Source organism: Helicobacter ailurogastricus, from assembly GCF_001282945.1.
GTDB lineage: Bacteria > Campylobacterota > Campylobacteria > Campylobacterales > Helicobacteraceae > Helicobacter > Helicobacter ailurogastricus.
Genome location: NZ_CDMG01000009.1, coordinates 367,191 through 393,494 on the forward strand (window position 1 = coordinate 367,191; position 26,304 = coordinate 393,494).

20 protein-coding genes are annotated in these 26,304 nt (G+C 48.5%); 9 read left to right on the top strand and 11 right to left on the bottom strand.

The features are described 5' to 3' along the window. Positions 1-52 precede the first annotated feature (52 nt). Positions 53-544 (top strand): flavodoxin, encoded by a 492-nt coding sequence (locus tag HAL07_RS07215; RefSeq protein ID WP_053940670.1) that lies wholly within the window; start codon positions 53-55, stop codon positions 542-544. Between the two features lie 71 nt (positions 545-615). Beyond that, positions 616-1,179: a hypothetical protein gene (locus tag HAL07_RS07220; protein ID WP_053945580.1), complete on the top strand. Its 564-nt coding sequence runs from the start codon at positions 616-618 to the stop codon at positions 1,177-1,179. 133 nt (positions 1,180-1,312) lie between these two features. Here the strand turns inward: HAL07_RS07220 and napH are convergent, their stop codons facing one another. The 3 genes from napH to napA all read right to left on the bottom strand — a co-directional run bounded on the left by napH (position 1,313) and on the right by napA (position 5,931). Further along, a complete protein-coding gene (gene napH, locus HAL07_RS07225) occupies positions 1,313-2,107 on the bottom strand; it encodes a quinol dehydrogenase ferredoxin subunit NapH (protein ID WP_053940668.1) in 795 nt (264 codons plus the stop codon). Further along, a complete protein-coding gene (napG, locus tag HAL07_RS07230) occupies positions 2,107-2,856 on the bottom strand; it encodes a ferredoxin-type protein NapG (protein ID WP_053945581.1) in 750 nt (249 codons plus the stop codon). The genes napH and napG overlap by 1 nt, the downstream gene beginning before the upstream one ends. Positions 2,857-3,108: 252 nt before the next feature. Continuing rightward, a complete protein-coding gene (gene napA, locus HAL07_RS07235; protein WP_053945582.1) occupies positions 3,109-5,931 on the bottom strand; it encodes a periplasmic nitrate reductase subunit alpha in 2,823 nt (940 codons plus the stop codon). 172 nt (positions 5,932-6,103) lie between these two features. Here napA and HAL07_RS07240 point away from each other — a divergent pair, with 172 nt between their 5' ends. From HAL07_RS07240 to dxs, 5 genes are read left to right on the top strand one after another with little or no spacing between them, the layout of a single operon-like run. Beyond that, complete coding sequence (locus HAL07_RS07240; protein WP_053945583.1) at positions 6,104-6,763, top strand: phosphatase PAP2 family protein; 660 nt, start codon at positions 6,104-6,106, stop codon at positions 6,761-6,763. Positions 6,764-6,786: 23 nt separating this feature from the next. Beyond that, positions 6,787-8,490 (top strand): flagellar basal-body MS-ring/collar protein FliF, encoded by a 1,704-nt coding sequence (fliF, locus tag HAL07_RS07245; RefSeq protein WP_053945584.1) that lies wholly within the window; start codon positions 6,787-6,789, stop codon positions 8,488-8,490. Then, entirely contained in the window at positions 8,490-9,518 is a 1,029-nt protein-coding gene (fliG, locus tag HAL07_RS07250) for a flagellar motor switch protein FliG (RefSeq protein WP_053940663.1), read from the top strand. Before fliF ends, fliG begins: the two co-directional genes overlap by 1 nt. After that, the gene (fliH, locus tag HAL07_RS07255; protein ID WP_082355952.1) at positions 9,505-10,302 is read left to right on the top strand and encodes a flagellar assembly protein FliH; all 798 of its coding nucleotides are present in this window, start codon (positions 9,505-9,507) and stop codon (positions 10,300-10,302) included. Before fliG ends, fliH begins: the two co-directional genes overlap by 14 nt. A 1-nt stretch (position 10,303) precedes the next feature. Beyond that, positions 10,304-12,127: a 1-deoxy-D-xylulose-5-phosphate synthase gene (gene dxs, locus HAL07_RS07260; RefSeq protein WP_053945585.1), complete on the top strand. Its 1,824-nt coding sequence runs from the start codon at positions 10,304-10,306 to the stop codon at positions 12,125-12,127. A 119-nt stretch (positions 12,128-12,246) separates the two neighbouring features. Here dxs and HAL07_RS07265 read toward each other — a convergent pair whose 3' ends face one another. From HAL07_RS07265 to HAL07_RS07275, 3 genes are all read right to left on the bottom strand, one after another. After that, on the bottom strand, positions 12,247-13,134 hold the full coding sequence (locus tag HAL07_RS07265; RefSeq protein ID WP_082355955.1) for an outer membrane protein: 888 nt from the start codon (positions 13,132-13,134) through the stop codon (positions 12,247-12,249). A 61-nt stretch (positions 13,135-13,195) separates the two neighbouring features. After that, positions 13,196-13,984, bottom strand: a complete 789-nt coding sequence (gene flgG, locus HAL07_RS07270; protein WP_053945586.1) for a flagellar basal-body rod protein FlgG — start codon at positions 13,982-13,984, stop codon at positions 13,196-13,198. Positions 13,985-14,036: 52 nt separating this feature from the next. Beyond that, the gene (locus tag HAL07_RS07275; protein ID WP_503089851.1) at positions 14,037-16,553 is read right to left on the bottom strand and encodes a TonB-dependent receptor family protein; all 2,517 of its coding nucleotides are present in this window, start codon (positions 16,551-16,553) and stop codon (positions 14,037-14,039) included. A 384-nt stretch (positions 16,554-16,937) separates the two neighbouring features. Here HAL07_RS07275 and HAL07_RS07280 point away from each other — a divergent pair, with 384 nt between their 5' ends. Beyond that, positions 16,938-18,818, top strand: a complete 1,881-nt coding sequence (locus tag HAL07_RS07280) for a methyl-accepting chemotaxis protein (protein ID WP_082355958.1) — start codon at positions 16,938-16,940, stop codon at positions 18,816-18,818. A 234-nt stretch (positions 18,819-19,052) separates the two neighbouring features. On the opposite strand, the gene HAL07_RS07285 is transcribed toward HAL07_RS07280, so the two are convergent. Both HAL07_RS07285 and gabT read right to left on the bottom strand, forming a co-directional pair. Continuing rightward, a complete protein-coding gene (locus tag HAL07_RS07285) occupies positions 19,053-20,480 on the bottom strand; it encodes an NAD-dependent succinate-semialdehyde dehydrogenase (protein ID WP_053945587.1) in 1,428 nt (475 codons plus the stop codon). After that, positions 20,477-21,745 carry a 4-aminobutyrate--2-oxoglutarate transaminase gene (gabT, locus tag HAL07_RS07290; protein WP_053945588.1) on the bottom strand — a complete coding sequence of 423 codons (1,269 nt, stop codon included), beginning with the start codon at positions 21,743-21,745 and terminating at the stop codon, positions 20,477-20,479. Before gabT ends, HAL07_RS07285 begins: the two co-directional genes overlap by 4 nt. A 198-nt stretch (positions 21,746-21,943) precedes the next feature. Between gabT and HAL07_RS07295 the strand changes: the two genes are divergently transcribed. After that, positions 21,944-22,456, top strand: coding sequence for an acyl-CoA thioesterase (locus HAL07_RS07295; RefSeq protein ID WP_053940658.1), 513 nt, complete (start codon positions 21,944-21,946; stop codon positions 22,454-22,456). Here HAL07_RS07295 and HAL07_RS07300 read toward each other — a convergent pair. The 3 genes from HAL07_RS07300 to HAL07_RS07310 are packed head-to-tail and all read right to left on the bottom strand — an operon-like array spanning position 22,453 to position 26,176. Then, positions 22,453-23,787 (bottom strand): class II 3-deoxy-7-phosphoheptulonate synthase, encoded by a 1,335-nt coding sequence (locus HAL07_RS07300; protein ID WP_053945589.1) that lies wholly within the window; start codon positions 23,785-23,787, stop codon positions 22,453-22,455. The genes HAL07_RS07295 and HAL07_RS07300 overlap by 4 nt on opposite strands. A gap of 8 nt (positions 23,788-23,795) precedes the next feature. Beyond that, positions 23,796-24,353 (bottom strand): Holliday junction branch migration protein RuvA, encoded by a 558-nt coding sequence (ruvA, locus tag HAL07_RS07305; RefSeq protein WP_053945590.1) that lies wholly within the window; start codon positions 24,351-24,353, stop codon positions 23,796-23,798. Further along, on the bottom strand, positions 24,353-26,176 hold the full coding sequence (locus tag HAL07_RS07310; RefSeq protein ID WP_238374505.1) for a FapA family protein: 1,824 nt from the start codon (positions 26,174-26,176) through the stop codon (positions 24,353-24,355). Before HAL07_RS07310 ends, ruvA begins: the two co-directional genes overlap by 1 nt. Positions 26,177-26,304: the final 128 nt, after the last annotated feature.

The following is a 26,304-nucleotide window of genomic DNA, read 5'->3' on the forward strand; positions in this document are numbered from 1 at the left end:
TACCAAAATTCGTTATAATGAGCGGGTTTATTTTTGAAAAAAAGGATCAACAATGGCAATTGGTATTTTTTACGGCACAGACAGCGGAAATTCTGAAACCATCAGCAATAAACTTTCAGAGAAACTGGGCGGGGCGAAAGTTTTTGATGTCGCTAAAGCTTCTAAGGCAGACTTCGATGGCTTTAGCTCTGTAGTTTTAGTCGCTCCCACCGCAGGTGCAGGGGATTTACAAAGCGATTGGGAAGAATTTTTAGGCACTCTAAGCGATGCGGATTTTGCCAATAAAACCATCGCTTTAGTGGGTCTTGGTGATCAAGACACCTACTCAGAAACTTTTGCTGAGGGCATTTTCCACATCTATGAAAAAGCCAAAGCCGGTAAAGTGGTGGGCTTCACTTCCACAGATGGCTACAACTTTGAGGCTTCTAGGTCTGTAGAAGGTGGTAAATTCGTGGGGCTTGTGCTCGATGAAGATAACCAAGATGATTTGACAGACAGCCGCATCGACACTTGGATTGGCGAAGTGAAAGGACAACTCTCTTAGTTTTTAAAGGAGGGGGCCTCATTCACTCTAAAAGCGTCTGCGGCTTCTAGACTTATTTAAAAGGAACTGGGATGTTTCAAAAACGCTTTTTGCCTCCCGCTTTGATTTTGGGTAGCCTTTTGGGCTTTAGCGCTTGCACTTCCACCCACACAAAAGATGTTTTTTTAGCAAACATGCCCGCTTGGATGCTGGAAGATCGCAGCTCATTTGTAACGCAGGGCATCGACAGCTCGCACGTCATAGATGGGCAGGTCGCCCGATCTGAAAAAATTGCCAAAGAGCGGGCGCGTTTTAGAGTCGCCCAACACATCGGCAACAAAATTAAAGAGCTTTTTAAGCAAACCCAAAACGCCAATGGCCGCCCCTTTGATGACAATATTTTTAAACAGATTGTCCAGGCCATCAGCGCTAGCCTAGATAAAGAAGTCCAGCTAGGTGAATACATCAACCCCAACAATCAGGAAGTCTTTATTTTAGTGCGGGTGGATGGCTATGATAGGGGGTTGCTTGAAAAAAACTTACTCGCGATTAAAACCCTACACATCAGCACAATCAGGGCTTTACAGCAAGAGATTAGCCGAGTCTTTAAGGACGCGATGAGCTATGGTCAGGTCAAGGTCCCTCAGAGCATGTAGTAAAAGCCTTAAGAGAGATTGCCCGCTTGTCAAAGGCGTGGGCGCGCTTGCCTAGCTTATTCTTGGCCATTCTTTTAAGCAGTGTTTTAAAAAGTGTTTCTTGCTAGAAGGGTGGCTTTATAAAAAAGGGGCATTACCATAAATCCTTTTTCTTAAAACTCCCCCTCAAGTCTAAAATGCTAAATTCTAGCGCGTCATCGCCACACACCTCAATACACCGCCCGCAACGGGTACATTCCCCCGAATTGACAGATACACTCTTAAGCCCGACCATCCACAGCACCTGTCGCTCGGGGCAAATCTCAAAGCACAGCTCGCACTTCGTGCAACGCATGGCATCGTGTTTGACTTTTAAGAGCGCATAGCGACTCAAAAGCGCATAAAACGCCCCTAAAGGACAAAGCTTGGAGCAGATGATTTTATCGCCCAAAAACGCATCCACACAAAAGAGCAATAACGCCACAACGAGCCAAGAAGCCGTGCCTAAAATGATCCCCCTTTGAATCACCCCGATGAAAGACACGCTTTCAAAGGCGGGCGTGGCAAGCGCAAAGGATAAAATTAAACTTAGGGCCAAAAGGATATAGCGTAAATTCTTAGGCAAGCCCAAATGCACACCCTTAAAGTCCAGCTTGCGCCGCACCCACGCCGCAAAATCTACAATGATATTCACCGGGCACACCCACGCGCAAAACGCCCTCCCCAAAAACAAACCATAGATGCACGCCACCAAGAGAGCCCCCAAAAGAGCGGTGATGTCTACATGCAAGCTGGCCAAAAACACTTGCAAGGCTGCAAAGGGGTCGCTTAAGGGAATGGTGTTAAACAACCTAGACGCGCTCAAATTGCCCTTTAAAATAAAGGTGTTGCCGGCAAAAAGGGCTAAAATGCCCCCTTGCACAAGCCGCCTTAGCACCAAATAACGCATTAAAGCCCTTTGTTTAGATAATCTAGGGGGTTGTCTGTTTTGGGGTTTAGGGTGTTGGGTTTGGCGTTTTTGACCCGCTCTTGATCTTTAGTGTCCCAACCTTTGACATAGTGATTGCCCACCTCTCCGCTCACAAACGCCACGGGTAAAACTCGAATGGCAGGCTCTTTAGTGATGCAAGCTCGCTCGCAAAGCCCACAACCCACACACACATCGTTTTCAACCACTGGCAGCATGTAGGCGTGCTTACCCGTGCGCTCGTTGTGCTTGGTTTCTAGTTTGATCGCTCTATCAATCAAAGGGCAAACCCGGTAACACACATCGCAACGAATCCCCCAAAACGCCACGCAAGAGATCGGATCGACTACGGCCACGCCCATTTTGAGCGAATCCACGCCTTGATTTTTTGCGAGGTGTTTTTTATCCAGCGCATCTGTGGGGCAAGCCTTGATGCAGGGAATATCCGGGCAAAGGTAGCAGGGGACTTGACGCGCCTCAAAAAAAGGTGTGCCCACTCTAGCGTGGTCTAGCAAAGTGGCAAGTTTTAGGGTGTGGTAGGGACAATCGCGCACACACAGCCCACAGCGGATACACAAACTCAAGAAGCGTTCTTCATCCTCAGCCCCCGGGGGTCTTAAGCTGTAGCGGTCTTGCTTCTTGGCTTTCAGCATTGCCCCCAAAAAAGCCCCCCCACTGCCACACAGCAAAGCCCCCTTAAGGGCTGTTTGTAAAAACGCCCGTCTTCGCATATGAACCTCCAACTTGTGTAGGGAAGTTTCCCATCTTAGGCACAATCCAGCGCGTTAATTGCGCGTCATCTCAAAGCCACCCTAACTTTGATCGCTTTTTGGATGCCTCCATAAAAACCCCCATCGCCATGCTTGCGGTGATGTGCCACTGCAATCATTCTTTAATAAAGTTTCTTGCGTCGCGCTAGGCGTGTTTTTGCGACACGACCAAAAGCGCCACACCCCTACTCAAACCTTTTTATCCAAGCCCCCTTAAGCCTTGGTGATTCGCACCGCGCACTTTTTATAGTCGGTTTGCTTAGAAATGGGGCAAGTCGCGTCTAAGCAAACCTTGTTGATGAACACATTTTCATCAAACCAAGGCACATACACCAGCCCCATAGGTGGCTTGTTGCGCCCGCGCATATCCACTCGCGCTTTTACACTGCCCCGGCGCGATTCGATCCACACGGCATCGCCCTGACTCACACCCAATTTCTTACCATCCTCCTCGTGCATGTAACACAGGGCCTCAGGCACGGCTCTAAAGAGCTCTGGCACACGCATGGTCATTGTCCCGCTGTGCCAGTGCTCCAACACCCGCCCCGTGGCTAACCAGAAAGGGTATTCTTTGCTGGGGCGCTCAGGGGCTTTCATGAAAGGTCTAAAGAAAATCTTGGCTTTGTTGGCTAGGCTCTTGGCCTCTGTGCCCTGTGGCCCTCTTAAATCCCCGCTCACAAGCTTTTTCATCGCCTTGCCATAGAAAGCAAAATCTCCATTGGGCGCGGCTTTTTTGGCATAGGGGTCATACTGCGTGTTGAAACGCCAACGGGTTTCTTTGCCATTGACCACAGGCCATCTCAAGCCCCGTGCTCTGTGGTAGTCATCAAAATAGGCCAAGTCGTGTCCATGCCCCCTGCCAAATTTACGGTACTCCTCCCACAAATATTTTTGGATGAAAAAGCCATAACCCTTAAAGGGTTTGCCATCACTGCCGATCACTTGGCGCTTGTCGCCATGCACCTCTGAGTTGGGTGCGCCCTTAGCGATGGGGTCGCTGGCTAAAAACTTGCGGCTAAAGCGATTGTCAAAGAGCACATGGTAGAGCGTGTCGTTGTCCTTGTAGCCCATCTTATGCGCCTGCGCGAGCACATTGGGCAAGGTGAGTTTATCATCGATCTTATGCTCGCCCCAAACTTCTTTGAGTTTAAAGCGTTTGGCAAATTCTAAAATCTGCCAAGTGTCGCTCATGGCCGATCCAACTGGGGTAACTTGCTGTTTCCAGTGCTGTGTGCGCCGCTCGGCGTTGCCATAAGCTCCCCATTTTTCATAGATCATGGCGGTGGGTAGGATCAAATCTGCTACTTTTGCGCTGATGCCCGGATAACAATCGCTCACCACAATGAAGTTATCCATCTCTCTAGCCGCTTTGATCCAGTGGTTGGCATTCGCCGTGTTTTGCCAAGGGTTATTCACCTGCACCCAAATAAACTTGACCTTGCCATCTTCAAGGGCGCGCATCATCGCCAAAAAGTCGTAACCGGGTTTGGGGTTGATCGTGCCCTTGGGCAAATGCCAAAGTTTTTCGGCAATTTTGACATGTTCGGGGTTATTCACCACCATGTCCGCGGGCAAGCGGTGGCAGAAAGTCCCCACCTCTCTAGCCGTGCCACACGCGCTGGGCTGACCGGTCAAAGAAAACGCGCCACAACCGGGCTTGGCTTGTTTGCCCAGCAGAAAATGCACCATATAGGCCTGCTCATTTGCCCATGAGCCTCTCGTGTGCTGGTTAAAGCCCATGGTCCAAAAACTCACCACCTTGCGGTCTTTCTCAATGTAAAGTTTGGCAAGGTGTTGCAATTTATGCTTAAAGCTCTCCATCGACTCGTTCTTATCGCCCTTAGCCACTTTGGCGACATAGTCTAGGGTGTAGGGTTCTAGGGCTTCTTTAAACTGGGCAAAGGTGATTTGCCAGTGTTTGCCCGCTTCTTTTTGGTGCTCCATTTTGAACACCTCGCCGGCCTTCACACCTAAGTGTTTCAAAGCGACCGCCTCATCTTCATCTAAGGTGATGGCGTTTTGTTTTTCCACGGTGTCTTTTTCGCTGGCTCTAAAGCCGTGGTGGTTGGCATCAGGGCGCATGCCATAGCCGATGTCAGCATACCCAGTGGCAAAAACAATGTGGTTGTCGATAAATTTTTGGTCGATCGCCTCGGGGTGGTTATAGACAATCTCTCTTGCAATGTAATTCCAAATCGCCAAATCGGTGTTGGGCGTGAAGATGATTTCCATATCGGCCACGCTGGAAGTGCGGTTAGAGAAAGTGGTGAGATTAACCACCCTAACTTTCTCGGGGCTGTTGAGCTTTCGATCGCTCACCCTAGACCACAAAATGGGGTGCATTTCGGCCATATTCGCCCCCCAAGTGATGATGGTGTCCGTGGCTTCGATGTCGTCATAGCACCCGCTGGGCTCATCGATCCCAAAGGTTTGCATAAACCCGGCAGCCGCGCTAGCCATGCAGTGGCGGGCGTTGGGGTCAATGTTGTTGCCCCTAAAACCGGCCTTCATCAGCTTGAGCGCGGCATAACCCTCTGGGATGGTGCATTGCCCGCTGCCAAAGACCCCCACCCCAGTGGGGCCCATTTCCTTATAGTATTTTTTAAACTGTTTCTCCATTTCATCAAAGGCACGTTTCCACGAAACTTGTTGGAATTTGCCCTTTTTATCAAACTCGCCCTTTTCATTGACGCGTAAAAGTGGTTCAACAAGGCGATCCGCTCCGTACATGATTTTGGCGTTAAAGTAGCCTTTAATGCAGTTTAAACCGCGATTGACTGGGGCCAAAGGATCGCCCTTTGTGGCGACAATTTTATCGTCTTTGGTGGCGACCATAATTCCACAGCCTGTGCCGCAAAAGCGGCATACGGCTTTATCCCACTTCCAGCCCTCTTGGGCATGTTCGGCCTTGGCTTGCAAAGCGGGAGGGGTTAAGAGCCCTGCACTGCCCATCGCAGAGGCTAAGGCGGCTGATTTTAAAAACTCTCGGCGGCTCTCATTTTGGGGGGTTACATCTTCTGAGGGATTTGTTGTCATGGACTGTCCTTTGTACTTTTGTAGAGACATTATAGTGGAATTTATGCGTTTTTAGGGCAAATGTTGGGTAAATGGCCGGGGCTTATGGCTATTTTTTATCAATTTTTAGTTATCATTGCCCTTTATAACTAGGGTATGGAGATACTACATGGCAACTCCCTATGGAGGGTTAATGGACGCAAAAAATGGGCAAAACTCAGCGGTCAAGTTATTATGGATGTTAGGAGCGTTCTTTTTTGTGCTGCTAGGACTAGACGCGCTTGGGGTCGTCCAAAAGCAAGAGTGGGTGCAAGGTTTAGATGCCTTTTTTATTGACCTGATCCGCAATCCTGCCCCCACTCAAGGGATTTGGTTAAAATTTGTGCTTGTGAGCACTTGGTTTGCCCAATCTAAACTCACCACGCCTATAGCTCTACTCATCGCCGCTTGGTGGGTGTTTCAAAAGCGCACCGCTCTAGGGGTTTGGTTTTTTAGCACCGTGTTTGTGGGGGAGGTGGCGCTTAAGGGGCTAAAGCAGCTCGTGGCACGCCCACGCCCAGCCACTAATGGAGAGCTGTATTTGGCGCATGGCTTTAGCTTTCCTAGCGGACACGCCCTAGCCGCTGCGCTTTTTTACGGCTTGTTGGCTCTCTTGTTGTGTTTTTCTAGAGCAAGCGTAGGCGCAAAAGTGGGCGGGTTTGCCCTTTTGTTCTTTTGGATTTTTTTAATGATGTATGATCGGGTTTATTTAGGGGTGCATTACCCCACGGATGTTTTAGGAGGGTTTTTAATGGGCATGGGCTTTGTGTGTTGCTCCATGGGGTTTTACCTTGGATATTTAAAACGGACTTAGTTTAATGGCTTTTAGGACGATTCGTGGATTTTAAGGGCTTATTGCAGCAGATCATCAGTCTTTTCTCAAGGCTCAACAAGGCACAAAAGATCACCATTGTGGTGGCGGTGTCTTTGATTGTAGCCTTTTTGGTATTTTTATTGCTCTATCCAACGAAAGATCGGGGGGATTTGAGCGGGTATGGGGTGCTCTTTGAGGGAATGGATGCGAGCGACAATGCACTGATTTTGCAACACTTGCAACAAAAGCACATCCCCTATAAAATTCCCAAAGACGACACCATTTTAATCCCTAAAGACAAGGTCTATGAAGAGCGCATCTCTTTGGCTTCTCAGGGTATCCCAAAAACGAGCAAAGTCGGTTATGAAATTTTCGATGTGAAAGACTTTGGGGCGACAGACTTTGATCAAAACATCAAGTACATCCGCGCCATTGAGGGGGAACTTAGCCGCACGATTGAGAGCCTTGTGCCGATTGAAAAAGCCGATGTGCATATTGCTATCCCCAAAGACAGCGTGTTTGTGAGCCGAGAGATCCCCCCCACCGCCTCTGTGATGCTCAAGATCAAGCCCAATATGCGCTTGTTGCCTAAGCAGATTCTAGGGATTAAAAATTTAATCGCCGCCTCTGTGCCCAAGCTCACAGTGGAAAATGTTAAGCTGGTGAATGAGAACGGCGAGCCTTTGGGCGAAGACGATGAGCTAGACACCACAAGAGAATTGGCCCAAGCCCAACTGCATTATAAGCAAAACTTCGAAAATATCTTAGAGAATAAAATCGCCAATATCCTAGCTCCTATTGTGGGCGGACACGATAAGGTCGTGGCTAAGGTGAGCGCGGAATTTGACTTTAGCCAAAAGAAAAGCACCAAAGAGACCTTTGATCCCAACAATGTCGTGCGCAGCGAGCAGACCATGGAGGAAAAAAAGGAGGGCTTTCCAAAAAAGCAAGTGGGCGGCGTGCCCGGGGTGGTGAGCAATATTGGCCCCGTACAGGGCATCAACAACGACCAAATGAGGGAAAAATACGAGAAATCCACCAACACCACAAACTACGAAGTGGGCAAAACCGTGAGTGAAATCAAGGGCGAATTTGGGGTCTTAACCCGCCTAAACGCCGCCGTAGTTGTGGATGGCAAATACAAAAAGGTCGATAAGAACGGTACAGAGAGCATCGAGTATATCGCTTTGAGTGCGGATGAAATGGAGAAGATCAACTCTCTCGTCAAGCAAGCGATCGGCTACAACAAAGCCAGAGGTGATGCCGTCACGGTCAGCAACTTTGAGTTTAATGGCAAATCGGCTAAATACGTGCCCATGACGACCTATGAAAAGGTTGTGGCGACTACGGAGAAAATCTTAGGCCCTTTCTCATCCTTGCTTAAGTACCTCATCGTGGGCTTGGTGTTGTTTGTCTTTTACAAAAGAGTCATCACGCCTTTCAGCCAACGCATGCTTGAGATTCACCCCGATGAGGAAGAAAAGGTGCAATCTCTCTTTGCTATGGATGAAGACGATGAGGAAGAGATCGATCGCTTCGGCGAAATGCGTAAAAAAGTGGAGGATCAGTTGGGTCTTAATGCAAACTTTAATGAAGAGGATGTCAAGTATGATATTATGCTCGAAAGGGTAAGCAACTCCATTAAGGAGAGACCCGAAGAGATTGCTTCTTTGTTTAGACTCTTGATTAAAGATGAGGTCGCGATCACCAACACCAAAGGCAACTAATGGCTAAACTGACCCCTAGACAGAAAACACAACTAGACGAATTTACCATGTCTGAAAAGATCGCTATTTTGTTGATTCAAGTGGGCGAAGAGGCCACAGCGGGGGTTTTGCGCCATTTGGATGTGGATTCGATCACCGAAATCAGCAAGCAGATCGTGCAGCTCAATGGCACAGACAAGGCTGTGGGGGCGGCGGTTTTAGAAGAGTTTTTTGCGATTTTGCAATCCAACCAATACATCAATAGCGGCGGTTTGGAGTACGCTAGGGAGATTTTAATCAAGGCTCTAGGCCCAGAGCAGGCCAAGATCATTTTAGAAAAACTAAGCCGCTCTCTGCAGACCCAAAAAAACTTTTCTTACTTGGGACGCATTAAGCCCCAGCAACTCGCCGACTTCATCATCAACGAACACCCCCAAACCATCGCTTTGATCTTGGCGCATATGGAATCTGCCAACGCCGCAGAAACCCTAAGCTTTTTCCCCGATGACATGAAAGCCGAGGTGAGCATCCGCATGGCAAGTTTGGGCGACATCTCTCCGCAGGTGGTGAAAAGGGTTTCTACCGTGCTTGAGAATAAATTAGAAGCCCTCACCAGCTACAAAGTCGAGGTGGGCGGCACGCGTGCGGTGGCCGAAATCTTTAACCGCTTAGGCCAAAAAGCGGCTAAAACCACGCTGGCGCGCATTGAAAACATCGATGCCAAACTCGCCAACGACATTAAAGAGATGATGTTCACCTTTGAAGACATCAGCACCCTCGACAACTTCGCCATTCGTGAAATCCTTAAAGTGGCGGATAAAAAAGACCTCACTTTGGCGCTTAAGACTTCCACAGAAGAGCTAAAAACGAAATTCTTAAGCAACATGAGTAGCCGTGCAAGCGATCAATTCATTGAAGAGATGGCGTATTTGGGAGCGGTGAAAATCAAAGATGTCGAGTCGGCGCAAAGAAAAATCATTGAGATCGTCCAATCTCTAGCAGAAAAAGGCATCATCCAAATGGGCGGGGAGGAAGATGTCGTTGAATAACTTTAGTGATGAAAATTTAATCCCCAAAGAAGACCTCGACAAGCACACCATTAAAAGATACACTTTTAAATCCTTTGCTGAGATCGCCGCTGAAGAGCCAGAGGAGAAAAAGCCTAAAAAAGAGCAACCCGAGCCTCCCCAAGAGAACGAACACCTTGAACGCTCCATCCAGCTAGAAAACGATCTCATCGAGTGCTTATTAAAAAAAACCGATGAACTCTCCAGCCAGCTTGCCAAGTTGCAAATGCAGTTTGAAAAGAGCCAAGAGGAAAACCAAACCCTCTTGCAGCAAACCCGAGAGGACAATTACAAAATAGGCTTTAAAGAAGGTGAGCAAAAGGCCAAAGAGGATTTAGGCGCAAGCATTGATGAGGAAAAAACTCACTTGTTGCAATCGCTCACCGCCATCGATCAAAGAATGCAACAATCCCAAAGCCACTTAGAGGCCCTAGAAAAGGAACTCAGTGCCATTGCCGTAGAGATCGCCAAAGAGGTGATCGTTAAAGAAGTGGAGCAAAAAAGCCAAGAAGTGGCTTTGGCTCTAGCTAAAGAGCTCTTAAAAAACATCATGGACGCGACTGACATTTGCGTGAAGGTCAATACTTTAGATTACCCCTATCTCTCCCAAAATCTCAAAGACTTGCCCAAGATCAAGCTAGAACCCAGCGATGCGATCGCCAAGGGTGGAGTTTTAATCACCAGCTCGCATGGCAACATCGATGGCAACTTAATGGCGCGTTATAAAAACCTAAAAGAGAGCGTGCTAGATAACCTAAAGGTCTAAATTGCAGAGTGTGGATTTAGAAGTTTATCAAAGGGATTTGCCCCATTTAGAGCAGGTGTGCGCACAGCTTAGGGGGCGCATTTTAGAGGTCGTGAGCGCGCACGGGGGGCATTTAAGCTCCTCGCTTGGGGCAATTGAGCTCATCGTGGGCTTACACAGCGTCTTTGACAAAGACAAGCACCCTTTCATCTTTGACACAAGCCACCAAGCCTATGCCCACAAACTCTTAACGGGGCGCTTTGAAAGCTTTAACTCGTTGCGCCAAATGGGCGGGCTTAGCGGATTTGTGCGCCCTAGCGAGTCGCCCTATGACTACTTCATCGCCGGGCACAGCTCCACGGCTTTATCTGTGGGTGTGGGTGTGGCTAAAGCTTATGCGCTCGCAGGTAAAACAGAAGTGCCGGTTGTGATGATCGGCGATGGGAGTTTGAGTGCGGGGTTGGCTTATGAAGCTTTAGATGAGCTAGGCGATCGCAAATACCCTTTAGTCATTCTGCTCAACGACAATGAAATGAGTATCGCCAAACCCATAGGGGCGATCAGCAACGCTTTGTCCCACTTGATGGCACGCCCGCTTTACCAGTCTTTGCGGGACAAAATCAAGGGCGTTTTAAAGTCCATGCCCGAAGGCGTGAATTATCTCGCGAATCGTTTTGAAGAGTCTTTAAAACTCATCACTCCGGGGATTTTCTTTGAAGAGCTAGGCATCAGCTACTTAGGACCCATTGATGGGCACGACTTAGAGGCAATCACGCAAGCGTTGAAACTAGCTAAAGACACCAAAACCCCCCTACTCATCCACGCGCAGACCACGAAGGGCAAGGGCTATAAAATGGCGGAGGGCAAGTATGAAAAGTGGCATGGCGTGGGGCCTTTTGATTTAAAAACCGGACAAAGCCTCAAAAGCGCGCCTAAAGTCGCCAACCCCACACAAATCTACTCAGACACGCTCTTTGAGTTGGCTAGTCTTGATGATAAAATCGTGGGCGTTACAGCGGCTATGCCCGGGGGCACGGGGCTTGGCAAGCTCATAGACAGCTACCCAGAGCGTTTTTGGGATGTGGGCATTGCCGAGCAACACGCCGTAACTTCTATGGCAGCCCTTGCTAAAGAGGGCTTTAAACCCTTTGTGAGCATTTATTCGACCTTTTTACAAAGGGCGTTCGATCAGATTGTGCACGATGTGGGCATCATGTCCTTGCCTGTGAAATTTGCCATCGATCGGGCCGGGATTGTGGGCGAGGATGGCGAAACACACCAAGGCTTGTTAGACATCGCCTACTTGCGCCCGATCCCTCACATGACCTTGCTTGCCCCAAGAGACAACGCCACTTTGCAACAAGCGATCCGCTTTGCTAAAGAACACACAGCAGGGCCTTGCGCTTTTCGCTACCCTAGGGGGGGTTTTTTGTTAGAAGAGGGGGTTTTTGAATCTAAGCCCTATGTGTGGGGGCAGTGTGAGCTCTTAGAGCCGGAGGGGGAGATTTTATTTGTGGGCTATGGCAATGGCGTGGGTCGGGCGCACCAAACCTTAAAGCTCGTGCAGGCTCAGGGGCTAAAGGTGGCTTTGTTGGATTTATGTTTTTTAAAGCCCTTAGATGGCGCGCTTAAAGAGATTTTACCCCGCTACTCTAAAATCTATGTCTTTAGCGACTCCTATATAATGGGGGGGGTGGCCAGTGCCTTATTGGAGTTTTTAGAGGGGAGTGTGCGCGTCGAGAGTTTTGAGGTGGGCGATTGCTACCCTGCGCATGGCAACAGCTCTTTAGTGGAGCAAGCTTTGCAAATTGACCCAGTTAGCCTAGCTCAAAGGGTTTTAGGCTAGCTTTTTTAAAGAAGCAGGGCTTGGGGGGGTTTGCTTTATTTTAGAGTGTTGCCCTTAGTTTAGGGCATTGCTCTAAATCCTTTCATGAATTATCTTACCCTCCTTTTTTAACACCAGTCCTAGAAGTTATAAACATAGTTGGCGTAAATCGCCACGGTGCGCCTAAAGGTGATGGTGCTTTTGGCTCCACCATTTGCCAAGCTGTCCTTTTCTGTATAGTAAGGATCGTTAATGGTGGGGATACGCACACCCACTTCAAAGCCTTGATGTTTGCCAAAGTTTGTTCTAAACCCTATGTTGATGATGAATTGCACAAAAGTGGGGCTAAATTTAGCACTATCGCCTCCCTTTCTTGCGTACGCTGCCCATTGCGCATAAGAATCGTTCATGGTGGTGCATTGGCCACCTGTATTAGGACCGGTCATGGGGGTTGTGTAAGCACAAGACCCACCGCTCCATCCGCGCCCCATAAGCCAGCTACTCCCGCCAATCATCACACCCGCAAACACGCCCAAGTTGTAGCCGTTGTTTTCGTAGAAGTTGTAGATTGCGTCCAACCCAACGCCATAGAATAAGTTAGCGGCTTTACCTACATTGCTGCTTGCCAAAATGAGTTGAGAGGGGACAGCACTAAAATTTGTAACATAGCTCCCGCCCTGACCGCTAAAAAAGCCGTAGTAGCGCAAACCAAAGCGTTTTTTCTTGCCGAAAAATTGTTTATACCCGATTTGAATATCCGCCCCAAAGAGATTGCCCGTAGTCTTGCCGGGCTGGCTATAGGCGGACATGGGAGACCCGTCAATATTGAGTGCGGGCTGCTCGTAGTCATTGACACCCGTAACATTAGAGTACTGAAACCCGCCCTCTACAAACGCCCCGTTCTTCTCGGCACTTAAAGGCGCGAAAGAACAAAGGGCTAAAGACCCAAAAAGGGCTAGAAGTTTGCTCTTACCTGCCCTGCCATTGCTGATTGCTGATTGCTGATTGCTTTTTTCATCGTAGCACAACTTCCTTTATCAATATAAAACGACAGGCGAATACTAGCAAAAAACAAAGAAAAATGTCAAGCTAGCGTTTTAGGCTATTGACCGTTTGCAACATATTGTCTGCCGTTTGGATCGTTTTAGAATTGGCCTCATAGGCGCGCTGGGCGGTGATTAAATCCGTCATCTCTTCGACCAAACGCACATTGCTAAGTTCTAAAAAACCTTGGCGCAACTGCCCGTAGCCATCGGCATTGGCGTTACCCACAATGGCCGGACCGCTAGCAGAGGTTACGGCCAAAAGATTATCACCCAAAGCGTGCAACCCCGCGGGGTTGATAAAATTGGCTAGGGTGATTTGCCCGATCACATTAGAAGTGCTGGCATTGCCCTGAGTCACGCTCACGGTCCCATCCACGCCGATGCTAATTTGTGTGGTGTCTTGGGGGAAGGTGATTTGGGGGATCACTAAATACCCTTCGGTCGTTACCATATTGCCCTGATCGTCAATTTTAAAATTGCCGGCACGGGTGTAGGCGGTGGAGCCATCGGGCATTTGCACCTGAAAAAACCCCTTGCCCGTGATGGCTAAGTCTAAATTGTTTTCGGTTTCTTTGGGGCTGCCTTGCGAAAACATTTTGGTCACGCTAGAGGTGCGCACGCCTAGCCCCACTTCGATCCCATTAGGCGATCTAGTGGTGTCGGAGGTGGAGGTGCCGGCGTATTGCAAGGCTTGGTAAAAAAGGTCGTTAAAGTCCGCCCGTTGGCGCTTAAAGCCCACGGTATTGACATTGGCAATGTTGTTGGAGGTGGTGTCGATGTGGGTTTGCTGGCCTAGCATCCCTGTGGTCGCACTGTAAAGAGATCGCAACATGGTTAGCCTTTAAATTGGAGTAAAACCGCATTATAGCCAAAATACATTAAGTCTAAAACTGGTAGCTCAAATACGCCGTTACAGAGCGGCCGGGGCCGGGTTGCAAACCTGCCGGGCTAGAGCCAATGCCGGTGAAGTAATACTTCATGTTGAAAATATTATTCACCTGTAAGCTACCCACAATTTTATGCCGTCCGCTCTCCCAAAAAACTTGGCTCACTTCAATGTTCCACACCCAATACCAGGGCAACAGCCCCTCGTGTTGGGTCATACACCACGCCGCACATTGGTAACCGCTATTTAACACGCTCTCAAAGTTATTGCCCCCGCTGTAATATTGGGTGCCATAGTAGCCCCCGGCCGCGCTGTTGCTGATGCCGCTGTAAGCCCGGCTGTAAAAGTAGCTAGACAAGCCAAAGGTGGTTTTGCGATAGGTATAGCGCGCGTCTAAAATAAATTGATAGGGGCTGACAAAGGGGAAGTGCTTGTTGTAGCTGGTTCCAGGCAGCACATCGCCATTAAGGTCTGTTAAGGGCCCGTGGCTTGTCACGCGCGTGTCGATGTAGTTAAAGGCGGCGTGCAGTTGCAAGCCTTTAACGGGTCTGTAATACATCTCCAACTCCACGCCCTGAGAATAGCCATTGACTGGGCGTACATTGCCCTTCATAGGTCCGCTTGTGTAGATAGAATATTGCCCGGTCGCAAAATCGCGCGCCCAAATGCGGAAAAAGTCGGCGTTGAAGCTAACCTTACTCTTATAAGTGTAGCGCGCGCCCACTTCGATTTCATCAAAATGTTGGGTAAAGTACTCCGCGCCGCCATAGCTCAACACATCTAATTGGGGTGGGACATAGGAGCGTTGGTAGTTAAAGTAGGTTAAAAGGGTGTGATCGCCTTGCACGGGAATGAAGCCAATATTAGCCGAGGGCATCCAGTTGTTCATGTGGGCAATTTTTTTCAAGACAGCGCGTGGAATGGTCGCCCAATCAGCCGCATTGTCGTTTTGGTATTGCACCAAAGCGTAGCGCAAGCCGGGCACGACAAAAAAGCGCCCGTTCCAAGTTTCAATGCGATCGCTCAAATACACGGCGGTGTAGTTGTTGCGCCAGTTATTCCAATTCCAATACAAACCATGCTTGATGTGCGGTTGCCAACCGGTCATGACATTGCCCCCCTCGCACAAAACCCCCGCCCCTTCTCCGCTGGTTTTTGTGTTACACACATTGGTGTTCATGTATTGGCGTTGTAGAAAAGCGGTTGTCATAAAACGCAAACCAGTGATAAAAGTTTGCTTCACCTTACCGGTGTTGACCACCAGATTAACCTTTGGCTCAAAGGCGTTGTTGATGGAGCGCACGGGGTTTTCCACCTCCGCCCAGCCATTGTAATTGGTCATGGTGTAGGGCACGGCCAAGTTGTAGCCACTAAGCCCCTGCGTCGCACAGCTTGCCGCGCTAAAACAAGTGATCGTATTCGCGCTGTTATAACTAGAGCTCACCTGAAAGTCGCGTGTCATAAACTGCCCATAGTAGGTGAAGCTAAAAGTGCCGCCCACTTTTTCTAGGTCGCCAAAGCGGTTTTCATACACAATGCCAAAGCGCTGGGAGCGCCCACCCTTAGCGTTAAAAGGGCGCATGTTGGCAAAGCGGTTGATCTTGTAATCTTGCTCGCTTAAGGATCCGGGCTGGGCGATGTTGAATTTATAGTATTGGTAGTAGGCTTTAATGCCGTTGTTTTCGTTGATGTCATAGACCCCATCGAGCCAGTAGTTTTGGATATTCGTGGGGCTGTTGTCCCTAAAGCCCTGTCCATCGACCCAGTTGGCCTGCGCCTGCACGCCAAAGTGTTTGTTGATCATCCCTCCACTGCGCACATAGGTGTTGTAAAGAATGTCGTTGCCTAGGGAGTTAAGAAACGAAGAATCGCCCGTGTGGGGGTTAGCAAAACCGGCATTTCTGGCCTTCGCCCAAAAGGTGGTTCTCTCAGCCACTTGGCTTTCCCAATGTTTGGGGATGGGCTTGGTGATGATATTGACGATGCCCCCGTAAGTATTGGGCCCATATTGCACACTGCCCCCCCCCTTAATCACATCGATGCGATCGATTGCCTGAAAAGTTACGGGGAAGATGTCTAGCTCAATGTGTGAGTAGGGAGCCATATAAACGGGAATCCCATTGACCAACATGAGCGTGGCATCGCTGTGTCCGGAGCCGCCCGCACCAAAACCGCGGATTTGGATACTCGGCATCGCGCCCACCCCGGTGGTGTTTCTCACCTGCATGCCCGGGACATTTTGCAAGGCTTCTTCAATGCTTTGGTTAGCCGTTTGTGTGAGCTGTTTATTAGAGATCACGGTGCGGCTGCCCGTGTATTTTTTCACCTCTTCATCTTGCCAGCTTTTAGGTGCGGTGATCCCGCTATAACCTAGATTGACATGCCCGGAGTAATCGGTCTTACCTCTTTGCCCGGCCGTAGAAACTTTGCCTAAAGTATAGGTTTTATCCTTAGCCATCAAAGTCATTTGGCACGCCAAAGAAGCACTCAAAGCCAACAAAAATTTCTTACGCAAAAACACTCCTTGCCCTCAAAGATTCGCAAAGTCTAAATTTAGGTAATAAAAATTGAGATTTTATACTAAAAAACACGGTTTTACCAAAAGCAACCTTAATAAAACTTTTAAATTTTTGGCAAAATACCCTTTGTTAAAAAACTTGCGCCCATTGTGGCGGCATCAAGGGCGGTTTAAAACTAAAAATGTGTAAAAAAGCGCTCTGGTGTCTTTAGATTTCGCCTCATTAATTAAAGTCGGCCGATGTGCATAATTTTGTGCTACAATACGCCCGTAGTTGGAATGTCGGCTCTAAGGTAGAAGCTACAAACCCAAGTGAGGGGGCTTCAATGTTGCCCAATTTTAAGGACCGTCTCGAGTACAATCATTGAGGATATTTACAGCATGAGTTTTAAAACTAAAATCTCTCTTGTCTTTGCCGTGTTGTTGTTGCTGACTTCTGTTGCCATTGCTGGCATCATCAGTTATCGGCTTCACTTTAGAATCAAAACATCTGTCCAGCAAAACTTACAAGAAACTGTGCAAATGCTCTCCTACCCCCTAAAGGATTGGAGCAATTCGATCAAAGTCGCTCTCCTTAAAACCGCTACACAACTAGAGAAAATGGACTTAAATGACAGCAAGGCCATCGACAGTTTCCTAAGCCATGTGGAATATGGCATGGATTCTGCTATCTATGTTGGGTTTGAAGATAAAAGAACCATCAAGCCAACAGGAAGCGTCCCGGACAATTACGATCCGCGCACGCGCGATTGGTATAAAGACGCTAAAACTAGCCGCGGTGTTGTAATAGGCCATCCTTACTTGGATCGCTTCACCAATCTCCCTGTGGTTTCTTATAGCATTGCCATTTACCAAAAAGGCGTGTTTCAAGGGGTGCTAGGTGCTGACATCTCTTTAGCTAATGTTGAGGCCATCGCCAAAAAATACTCCACCGATCAAAAGCGCATTTATTTTTTTGATCGACAAGGTTTTATTCTAGGTTCTCATGTTTTAAAACAGGGCAAACGTTTCTTTGAAGTCTTCCCAAAGACAAAGAGCATTTCTCAACAGATATTAAATGGCAGCAGTGGCTTGATTGAAAGTGCCACAGATGGCGTGGATAAATATTATGCTTACACCACTGTGCCCGGTCCCGCTTGGAAGGTTTTGGCCGTGTGTGATAGGGACTTCGCGCTCAAGGATTTGAGCATCATTCAACACACGATTCTTTTTGTCTCTATCGTTGCTTTGGTGCTTTGCTTGGCCTCATTCTTTGTGGTTGTGCAAATCCTCTTTAAGCCTCTTGTCACCCTCACCCGCTTGATCCAAGCACTTCTTTCTAAAGAGGGCGATTTGACAGAGAGAGTCGTGGCTAAGGGCAACGATGAGATCGCAACTATTTCTAGGAGCATCAACGCCTTTTTAGAAAAGACCCATGGCATCATTTCCACCATTAAAAACAACAGCACACAAAACACCCAAATTGCACGCACCCTGCAAGACAGCTCCACCACGGTTTCTGACAACGCCAAAGAAGAACAAGACCGCATTCAGGCAGTGGTGCGCGATGGAGAAAGCGTTGTAACCAATATTTTAAGTGGGGCGGACAATGCCACGGCCAACAGCGGTAATCTAGTCAGCACCAGCCACGCTTTAGAGAAAGTGCGTGGCCAAATCGAAGCCTTTAGTCAAGACTTGGGCGACAATGCACATTTAAGCGTGGAATACTCCAACAAGCTAGAACGCGCCTCTCATGAAACCCAACAAATCAAAGCAGTGCTGACCATCATCTCAGACATCGCCGATCAAACCAACTTATTGGCCCTCAATGCGGCCATTGAAGCGGCTAGGGCGGGCGAGCACGGACGGGGCTTTGCGGTGGTGGCCGATGAAGTGAGAAAATTAGCAGAGAAGACTCAATCTAGTTTGAATGAAATTAACAGCACCATCACAAGCGTGGTGCAAAATGTAGATAGCATCAGTAAAGATTTACACGACAATGCCCAAGAGATCGTTAAGATTTCACAAGTTGCCCACGATTTGCGCAAGGTGGTGGATAGCAATGTGCAAGGGCTTCAAAGCATCATCAGCACCATCATCCAAGACACACAATCTTTCAAAGAAATGGCGCAACTGACGAAAAACATCATGGGCGAGATTCAAGAAATCGGGGCACTAAGCATCTCTAATCAAAAGAGCGTGCAGGCAGTCGCACAAGCAAGCGTCTCTTTGAGTAAAACCGCCGATGTCTTTGATCACGAGCTGAATAAGTTTAAGGTTTAATATCCCTCCTGTAACTTCATTCAAAACTGCACCAAGCGGGGGTTTTCTACACAAGGGCAATGGTGCAACAAAACTACACGACCCACAGCAGCGGTGTGGTTAAAATCCCAATACCAATATTTGTGCCCACCAGCATCGCCACGCCCCCCCACAGAGCCTAAAGCATCGCTTAAAGGCTTGCCCTTTAGCTGGGCTAAAACTGCGCCTTGATTCGCCCCACACGCCCCAATCTTGCTAATCTAAGCGCACATTCAAATATTTGATCTCTAAATAATCCTCAATGCCGTATTTAGAGCCCTCGCGCCCCATACCGCTTTGTTTGATCCCGCCAAAGGGGGCGGTTTCTGTGGATAGATTGCCGGCATTCACCCCCACCATGCCATACTCGAGCGCCTCGCTCACTCTAAAGACCCGCGCCAAATTTTGGGTGTAAAAGTAAGCTGCTAGTCCGTATTGTGTGGCGTTCGCCCACTCTAAAACCTCTTCTTCTGTGTCAAAACTAAAGAGCGGGGCGAGTGGCCCAAAGGTTTCTTCTTTAGCCACGGCCATGCCTTGATTGACTCCTGTTAAAATCGTGGGTTCAAAAAAGCTCGCCCCAAGCGTGCTAGCATGCCCGCCGGTTAAAATCTGTGCCCCTTTGCTCGTGGCATCGCTGATGTGCTCTTGCACCTTAGCCACCGCTTTAGAGTCGATCAAAGGCCCTTGTGTCGTGCTCTCCTCTAACCCGTTGCCTAGCTTTAAGCCCTCGACCTTGCTTTTTAAAAGCGCGCTCAATTCGTTGTAAATGCTTTTTTGCACATAGATTCGATTCGCGCACACGCAAGTTTGCCCGCTGTTTCTAAATTTAGAGAGCATGATCCCCTCGGCCGCTTTTTCTAAGTTAGCGTCCTCAAAGACAATAAAGGGCGCATTGCCCCCCAGTTCTAAAGAGAGCTTTTTAAGCGTGCTGGCACTTTGTGCCGCCAAGATTTTACCCACTTCAGTCGAGCCGGTGAAGCTGATTTTACGCACCAAATCGCTCTCACAAAACAGCTTTGCAATCATTTTAGTTTCCCCCGTAACCACGCTTAAGACCCCGCTAGGCACGCCCGCCTTTTGTGCCAAAGCCATTAAAGCGTAAGCGCTTAAGGGCGTTTGGGTGGCGGGCTTGATCACCATCGCGCATCCACAAGCCAAAGCCGGGGCAAGTTTGCGCGCAATCATCCCTGATGGGAAGTTCCACGGGGTGATGGCCGCACAAAGGCCAATGGGCTGTTTTAACACTAAAATTTTTTGGTTATGCATTACGCTTGGTAAAATGTCCCCATCGATGCGCCGCGCCTGCTCGGCAAACCAACGCAAATAACTTGCCCCATAGGCGATCTCTGAGCGGGCTTCTTTTAAGGGTTTGCCCATTTCTTGCGTGAGGATGCGGGCCAAATCCTCTAAATTTTCTAAGAGCAAAGCGCGCAATTTTAAGAGAATGTCCGCCCTCTCTAGAGCTAATTTGCTGGCCCACTCTTTTTGCGCCTTGTGGGCGTGGGCGATGATTTGCTCTAGCTCTGTGTGGCCCACACTTTTGACATAGGCGATCTCTTGCAAAGTCGCGGGGTTGGTAACGGGGATAAAGCCCTCTTTAGGGCTTTGGCTCACAAAGGGGTGGTCGAGTAAAGAAAAGTTCATGCGATTGCCTTTTTAATGGAGTTGTTTAAGATTTCTAAAGCCTTGTCAAATTGTGCTTGGGGGATTGTTAGAGGGTAGAGAAAGCGAATCACATTGGTGTAAGAGCCACAAGTTAAAAGCAAGAGCCCTTGAGCCATCGCCTCTTTTTGCACCGCCTTGGCAAGATTTGCACTAGGTTTGTTGCCTTCAAAGAGCTCCAGCGCGACCATAGAGCCAAGCCCTCTAATTTGCGCCATTTGGGCGATGTTTTCTTTCTCTTTTAGGGTGTTTAAGCTGTCTTTGAGCTGTTGGCCTAGTTTGTTTGCTTTTTCGTTGAGATTTTCCTCTTCAATGATTTTTAACACCTCTAAAGCGGCGGCTACGGCTAGGGGGTTGCCCGCATAAGTGCCCCCAAGCCCGCCCGCACTAAGCGAGTCCATGATGTCTGCCTTGCCAACAATGCCTGAAATGGGCAGCCCCCCGCCTAGACTCTTTGCTATACAGATGATGTCGGCTTGGAGTTTAAAATGCTCCATGGCAAAGGTCTTGCCTGTGCGGCAAAAGCCCGTTTGCACCTCATCGGCGATCAGCACGATTTTATGCGTGTCGCAAAACGCCCTAAGCCCCTCTACAAACTCAGCCGGGGCGGGGTTAAAGCCCCCCTCGCCTTGCACGGGCTCAAAGATCACAGCGGCGACATCTTTAGGCGCGATTGAACACTGACAAATAAACTCGAGGCTTTTCAAAGCGTCTTTAACGCTGACCCCGTGCAACTCATTAGGATAGTAAGCGTGATAGACCCCGGGCATGCCCACCCCGATCTCGGCTTTATAGGGGGAGACCTTGCCTGTCATGCTCACCGCCATAGAAGTGCGCCCGTGAAACGCCCCGCCAAAGGCGATCACCCCGTAGCGTTTGGTGTGCCCTTTGGCAATTTTAATGGCGTTTTCTGTCGCCTCCCCGCCTGTGGTGAAAAAACACGACTTCTTCACGCCATAAATGGGGGCTAGGGTGTTGATTTTTTCGGCCAGCTCAATGTAGCTTTCATAGGGCGTGACTTGGTAAGCCGTGTGGGTGAAGCGGGCTAATTGCGCTTGCACCGCTTGGATGACTTTAGGGTGTCTGTGCCCCACATTGAGCACCGCAATGCCCCCGGCAAAGTCAATGAACTCGCGCCCATCAATGCTTTTAATCGTGGCATTTTGCGCCTCGCTCACAAACCAATCGCACGCAATGCCAATCCCTCTAGGGGTGGCCGCCTCTCTTCTTTGTGCCAAATTTTGCATGTTTGCTCCTTTGTTGAAACAAGGCAGATTGTATAAAAACTCGCTAAACAGAGAAACAAAAAGGCCTATAAATTGTCGTTGCAACAGCAATTTTACACTTTTTTACACGGAGTGTTTTTTAAGATGAGGTGTAGTAAAATGGGGCTTCTCATTGGCTTTTGTGCTTTCATTAAGATTACCTAACATTAAGGAGTTGTTATGAGCAATACAGAGGAATTAGCGGCAGACACCATAACCGGCATTGGGCGCACGAGAGAACTTAGCATGTCTTTTTTAGTGACCCCCACGATGGTGAATTTTAACAATGTCATGCATGGGGGAGAGTTGTTGAATTTGCTAGACAAGGTCGCCTATGTGTGTTCTTCGCGTTATTGTGGGTGTGGCACCGTGACCTTGAGTGTGGATCGGGTCTTGTTTAAACACCCGATCCACATCGGCACGCTTGTAACTTGCTATGCGAGCGTGAATTATGTGGGGACCAAGAGTTGTGAAGTGGGGATCAAGGTCATTTGCGAAGACTTTAAAAACCAAACCGCCGTGCATACCAATAGCTGTTACTTCACAATGGTGGCGGTCAAAGACGGCAAAACCGTGGCCATGCCCCCTTTTGTGCCCCAAACCGACAAAGAGAAAGAGCGCTATGAGAGGGCGATTCGGCGCAAAGAAGCGTTAAAACACACCCAAAAGAGCGCGCTTAAAAGCGGTTGTTAGCGGACGACCCGCTCTTTAAGTTGCTTGGCGAGCAAAAAGGCTAATTCCAGCGCTTGGGTGGCGTTTAGGCGGGGGTCGCACTGCGTGTAGTAGTGTTGGCTTAAATTGTCCTCGCGCACCGCTCCGCCCACACACTCGGTGACGTTTTGCCCCGTCATCTCCAAATGAATCCCCCCCACGCAACTGTTTAGGTCCTTATGTATCTTAAAAAAGTCCAACACTTCTTGCAAAATGTGCGTGAAAGAGCGCGTTTTTACGCCATCTGCGGTTTTAATGGTGTTGCCATGCATAGGATCGCACACCCACACAACATTTTTTTGGGCCTGTAACATGCCTTTTAAAAGCGGGGGAAAATTTTCTTTTAGCATGCTAGCTCCCATACGCACAATAAAACTCAAGCGCCCGGGTTCGTTTTGCGGGTTGAGCGCATCGCATAGCCCCAGCATTTGCTCTAAAGTGGTCTTGGGGCCGATCTTCACGCCTATGGGGTTATGCACACCCCTTAAAAATTCCACATGCGCCTGATCTAAATCCTTGGTGCGCTCGCCAATCCAGAGCATGTGTGCCGAGCAGGCAAACCACTCCCCGCTAAGGCTGTCTTGGCGCACTAAGGGCTCTTCGTAGTTGAGCAACAGGGCTTCGTGGCTGGTGTAAAAATCTGTCTCTTGCAAGGCGGGCAGATGCGCGACCCCGCAGGCTTGCATGAATTTGAGCGCATGGGTGATTTGCATGGCTAGGGTGCTGTATTGTTGTCCTAGGGGGTTGTTTTTCACAAAGTCTAAGTTCCAACGATGCACTTCGGCCAAGTCAGCTAATCCGCCCTTAGCAAAGGCGCGCAATAAGTTTAAAGTCGCCGCACTTTGGTGGTAGGCTTGTAACAATCTTTGCGGGTTAGGGGTGCGCTCTTTAGAGTCGAGCCCATTGATCATATCCCCCCGATAAATAGGCACTTTCTTTCCATCAATCTCTTCAAAGTCCGCGCTTCTAGGTTTAGCAAACTGCCCGGCCACACGCCCCACCTTCACCACGGGACAGCCTCCCGCAAAGGCTAAAACCACGCTCATTTGCAACAACACTTTAAACAAATCGCGGATGTTGTCTGCGCTAAAACTGCTGAAACTCTCGGCACAATCGCCCCCCTGCAACAAAAACGCCCGCCCAAAAGCTGCCTCTTTAAGCGCGCCTTTTAGGCTACGCATTTCTTTAGCAAAGACTAAGGGCGGATAGCTTTTAAGCGTGGCCTCTGTTTCTTGTAAGGCCTTTAAATCGGGGTATGTGGGTTGTTGGCTAATAGGGCAAGTGCGCCAAGAGCTAGAAGACCAAGTTTGCATAGAAAACCTTATTTGAGTTTTTGTAGGGCGAGTTTGATTAAACTGGCCGCATCAAGACCTTTGGGTAGGCTGTTGCAAATTTTTGTAGCTTCAGCGGATTTAAAACCCAAACTTTGCAAGCCCAAAATGGCTTGTTGCATCTCGCTGGACTTGCTCGTCTCTGCCTCGCTTACCACAAAGCCGGCCAAATCGAGCATGATTTTACCCGCCATTTTCGCCCCCACGCCGGGCACTTTTTGCAAGGCTTTTAGGTCCTTGTTTTGGATGCACGCACTAAAAGCAGGGGCATCATAGACTGATAAAATGGCTAAGGCGGCCTTGGGCCCCACACCATTGACCTTTAAAAGCCGCTCAAACAATTCTTTTTCCGATCGCTTTAAAAAACCAAAGAGGGTGTGGCTATCTTCTTTGACGATGAGCGAGGTGTGCAAATGCACCTGTGCCCCCACTTGTAGGTTTTGGCTGGTTTGCACGCCCACATGCGCGCCATACACCACGCCCTGCACTTCAACTTCTATAAAAGTGGGGCTCATGTGCGCCACCACGCCCTTTAAGCCCACAAGCATTAGAAGTTTGTGATGTGTTGGTAACGGCTGACCTTACGCACCTCACCGCTCTTTTCATCTAAGATATAATCTGCCGTTTCGCCCTTTTCAGTGGTTAGGCTTTTTGAGCCTTTGGTGTAGGTGCGGGCATAAATAATGGTGTTAAAGGCCGTCCAAGGCCCGTCTGTATGCACCTTCACCTGATTCATGCTCGATTCGATGCGCACCAAGCGTTCCAAAAACTGGCGGTTTAAATTTTGGATGCGCGAGATGTACATGTGCAAGATTTTTACCCGCTTTAAGCAGTCCATGAAGTCGTAGTAAATCCGCTTGATCGACTCTTGCTCGATGAGCGCTTTACGGGTGGCGATGTCGGCATTGCGGATTTTGTCGATCGTGGGTTGGTTTTTTTGTACAAAAATATTGAGCTTTTGGTACTGCGCCATCACCCTTTGCGCCTTGTCTTTGTAAAGATTCATCGCCTGCTTGGTCTGCTCTAAGACCTCTTTATTCTCAGGGGCAGCAAAGGCAGAAAAGCAAAATTTATTTTCGCTCCCATCGATGTTTTCAAAACTACAATTGGAGGAAAAATAAAAGGTGTTGTTGGATTTGACTTGCTTTAACTTAATGTCTTTGGCGTAAATCTGGCTACCGCTGCTGGCTTCAGCCTCGCAAGTTTCAGCAAAGATGACCCCCCTATCGATATACTTACACTGGACTTTTTGGCCCTTGCACAGGCCCTTGTTATTGGTGATCAAAATCTCATTGGCTTCTACGCTGCTCTCGGCGTGCAATTGTCCCTCGATGATGATTTTTTGCGCCACCAGCTTGACATTTTTACCGACATTGCCCTTGACATAAATTTCTTTAGCCTCAATGCGTAAATTTGTTTCAATGGCGTTGTCGATCTCGTTTTTAGAACTGATGTGCAAAACGGGCCCATTTTCTATCCCGCCTAAAAGCATGGGCATGTTTGTGCTTTTCATCTCCACATACTGATTTTTGGTAAAGCCCTTTAGGGTGTCATTGACAAAGGCGACATACTGGGCGACCTTAGAAGTGTAGGTGATTTTAGTAGGTTCCTCCTTAGCCTCAAAGGACTCAGAGCTAAACTCGAGCTTAAAAGGCACATCCTCTAATTTTTCCACTTCTCTTAATTGTCCCCTTAAATCCCGCCCGGGCGTGCCTTGTATGGGCTTGGCATATTCTAAAACGGTGTCGCCCTTGCCGGCTCCATAAATGGCGTTAATGGGGGCTTCTTCGCCATTTTTTAATTCCCAAGATTTTTTAAGAGAAAAAGTAAAAACCCCCACTTGTTTAGGGGAGTAGCGGGCTTTTTTAATGCAAATGCGCTCGGGGGGGGTTTCTTCTGCGGAGTGGCGCACAAGCTCTTCTTTAAACAGGGTGTGTTGGGCCTGCATTTGGCGCAAAATAATCTTTTTATGGGCCATGTGCGCCTCGACATAGTCGCACAACTCCCCAAAAAGCCACTCGTCATTGACGATCATAAAGGGGGTTTCACACACCAAATACAACTGGTCGCTATCAGGCGACACTTCCACATCGATGAAGTACTTAAAGAGTCTTTTTTTAATGCAAATGTCGTAGCGCTGAATCACCTCTAGAGCGGGGTTTTCATAGAAAGCATCGTCCTCTATTTGCTTAATCCCCTCAGCATCCAAGACTTTAAACTCCCCGCGTGGCTCGGAGCGGGTTAAGGTATGCACTTTAATCAAGTCAAACCACAAATCATGCACATCAAGTCCATAATTTTTGGCGACTTTTTCTAATTCAGTTTGGATATCCCCGCAATTCTCCACAACCTTTGAATAAAATTCACTCACCAAAACACCTTTTTCTCAAAAAATCAGAATGACGAAATAGACTACCCAAAATCTGCTTATATCGTCCATTATAATCTATATTCTCTTTTAAAGCACCTTAATCCCAGCCCCAACTTTTAGCCCTTTTA

Excerpts from the sequence above, each read along its gene's own strand:
- HAL07_RS07215 (WP_053940670.1), top strand. The coding sequence starts at position 53 with ATGGCAATTGGTATTTTTTACGGCACAGACAGCGGAAATTCTGAAACC.
- HAL07_RS07220 (WP_053945580.1), top strand. The coding sequence starts at position 616 with ATGTTTCAAAAACGCTTTTTGCCTCCCGCTTTGATTTTGGGTAGCCTT.
- napH (WP_053940668.1), bottom strand. The coding sequence starts at position 2,107 with ATGCGTTATTTGGTGCTAAGGCGGCTTGTGCAAGGGGGCATTTTAGCC.
- napG (WP_053945581.1), bottom strand. The coding sequence starts at position 2,856 with ATGCGAAGACGGGCGTTTTTACAAACAGCCCTTAAGGGGGCTTTGCTG.
- napA (WP_053945582.1), bottom strand. The coding sequence starts at position 5,931 with ATGACAACAAATCCCTCAGAAGATGTAACCCCCCAAAATGAGAGCCGC.
- HAL07_RS07240 (WP_053945583.1), top strand. The coding sequence starts at position 6,104 with ATGGACGCAAAAAATGGGCAAAACTCAGCGGTCAAGTTATTATGGATG.
- fliG (WP_053940663.1), top strand. The coding sequence starts at position 8,490 with ATGGCTAAACTGACCCCTAGACAGAAAACACAACTAGACGAATTTACC.
- fliH (WP_082355952.1), top strand. The coding sequence starts at position 9,505 with ATGTCGTTGAATAACTTTAGTGATGAAAATTTAATCCCCAAAGAAGAC.
- flgG (WP_053945586.1), bottom strand. The coding sequence starts at position 13,984 with ATGTTGCGATCTCTTTACAGTGCGACCACAGGGATGCTAGGCCAGCAA.
- HAL07_RS07280 (WP_082355958.1), top strand. The coding sequence starts at position 16,938 with ATGAGTTTTAAAACTAAAATCTCTCTTGTCTTTGCCGTGTTGTTGTTG.
- HAL07_RS07285 (WP_053945587.1), bottom strand. The coding sequence starts at position 20,480 with ATGAACTTTTCTTTACTCGACCACCCCTTTGTGAGCCAAAGCCCTAAA.
- gabT (WP_053945588.1), bottom strand. The coding sequence starts at position 21,745 with ATGCAAAATTTGGCACAAAGAAGAGAGGCGGCCACCCCTAGAGGGATT.
- HAL07_RS07295 (WP_053940658.1), top strand. The coding sequence starts at position 21,944 with ATGAGCAATACAGAGGAATTAGCGGCAGACACCATAACCGGCATTGGG.
- HAL07_RS07300 (WP_053945589.1), bottom strand. The coding sequence starts at position 23,787 with ATGCAAACTTGGTCTTCTAGCTCTTGGCGCACTTGCCCTATTAGCCAA.
- ruvA (WP_053945590.1), bottom strand. The coding sequence starts at position 24,353 with ATGCTTGTGGGCTTAAAGGGCGTGGTGGCGCACATGAGCCCCACTTTT.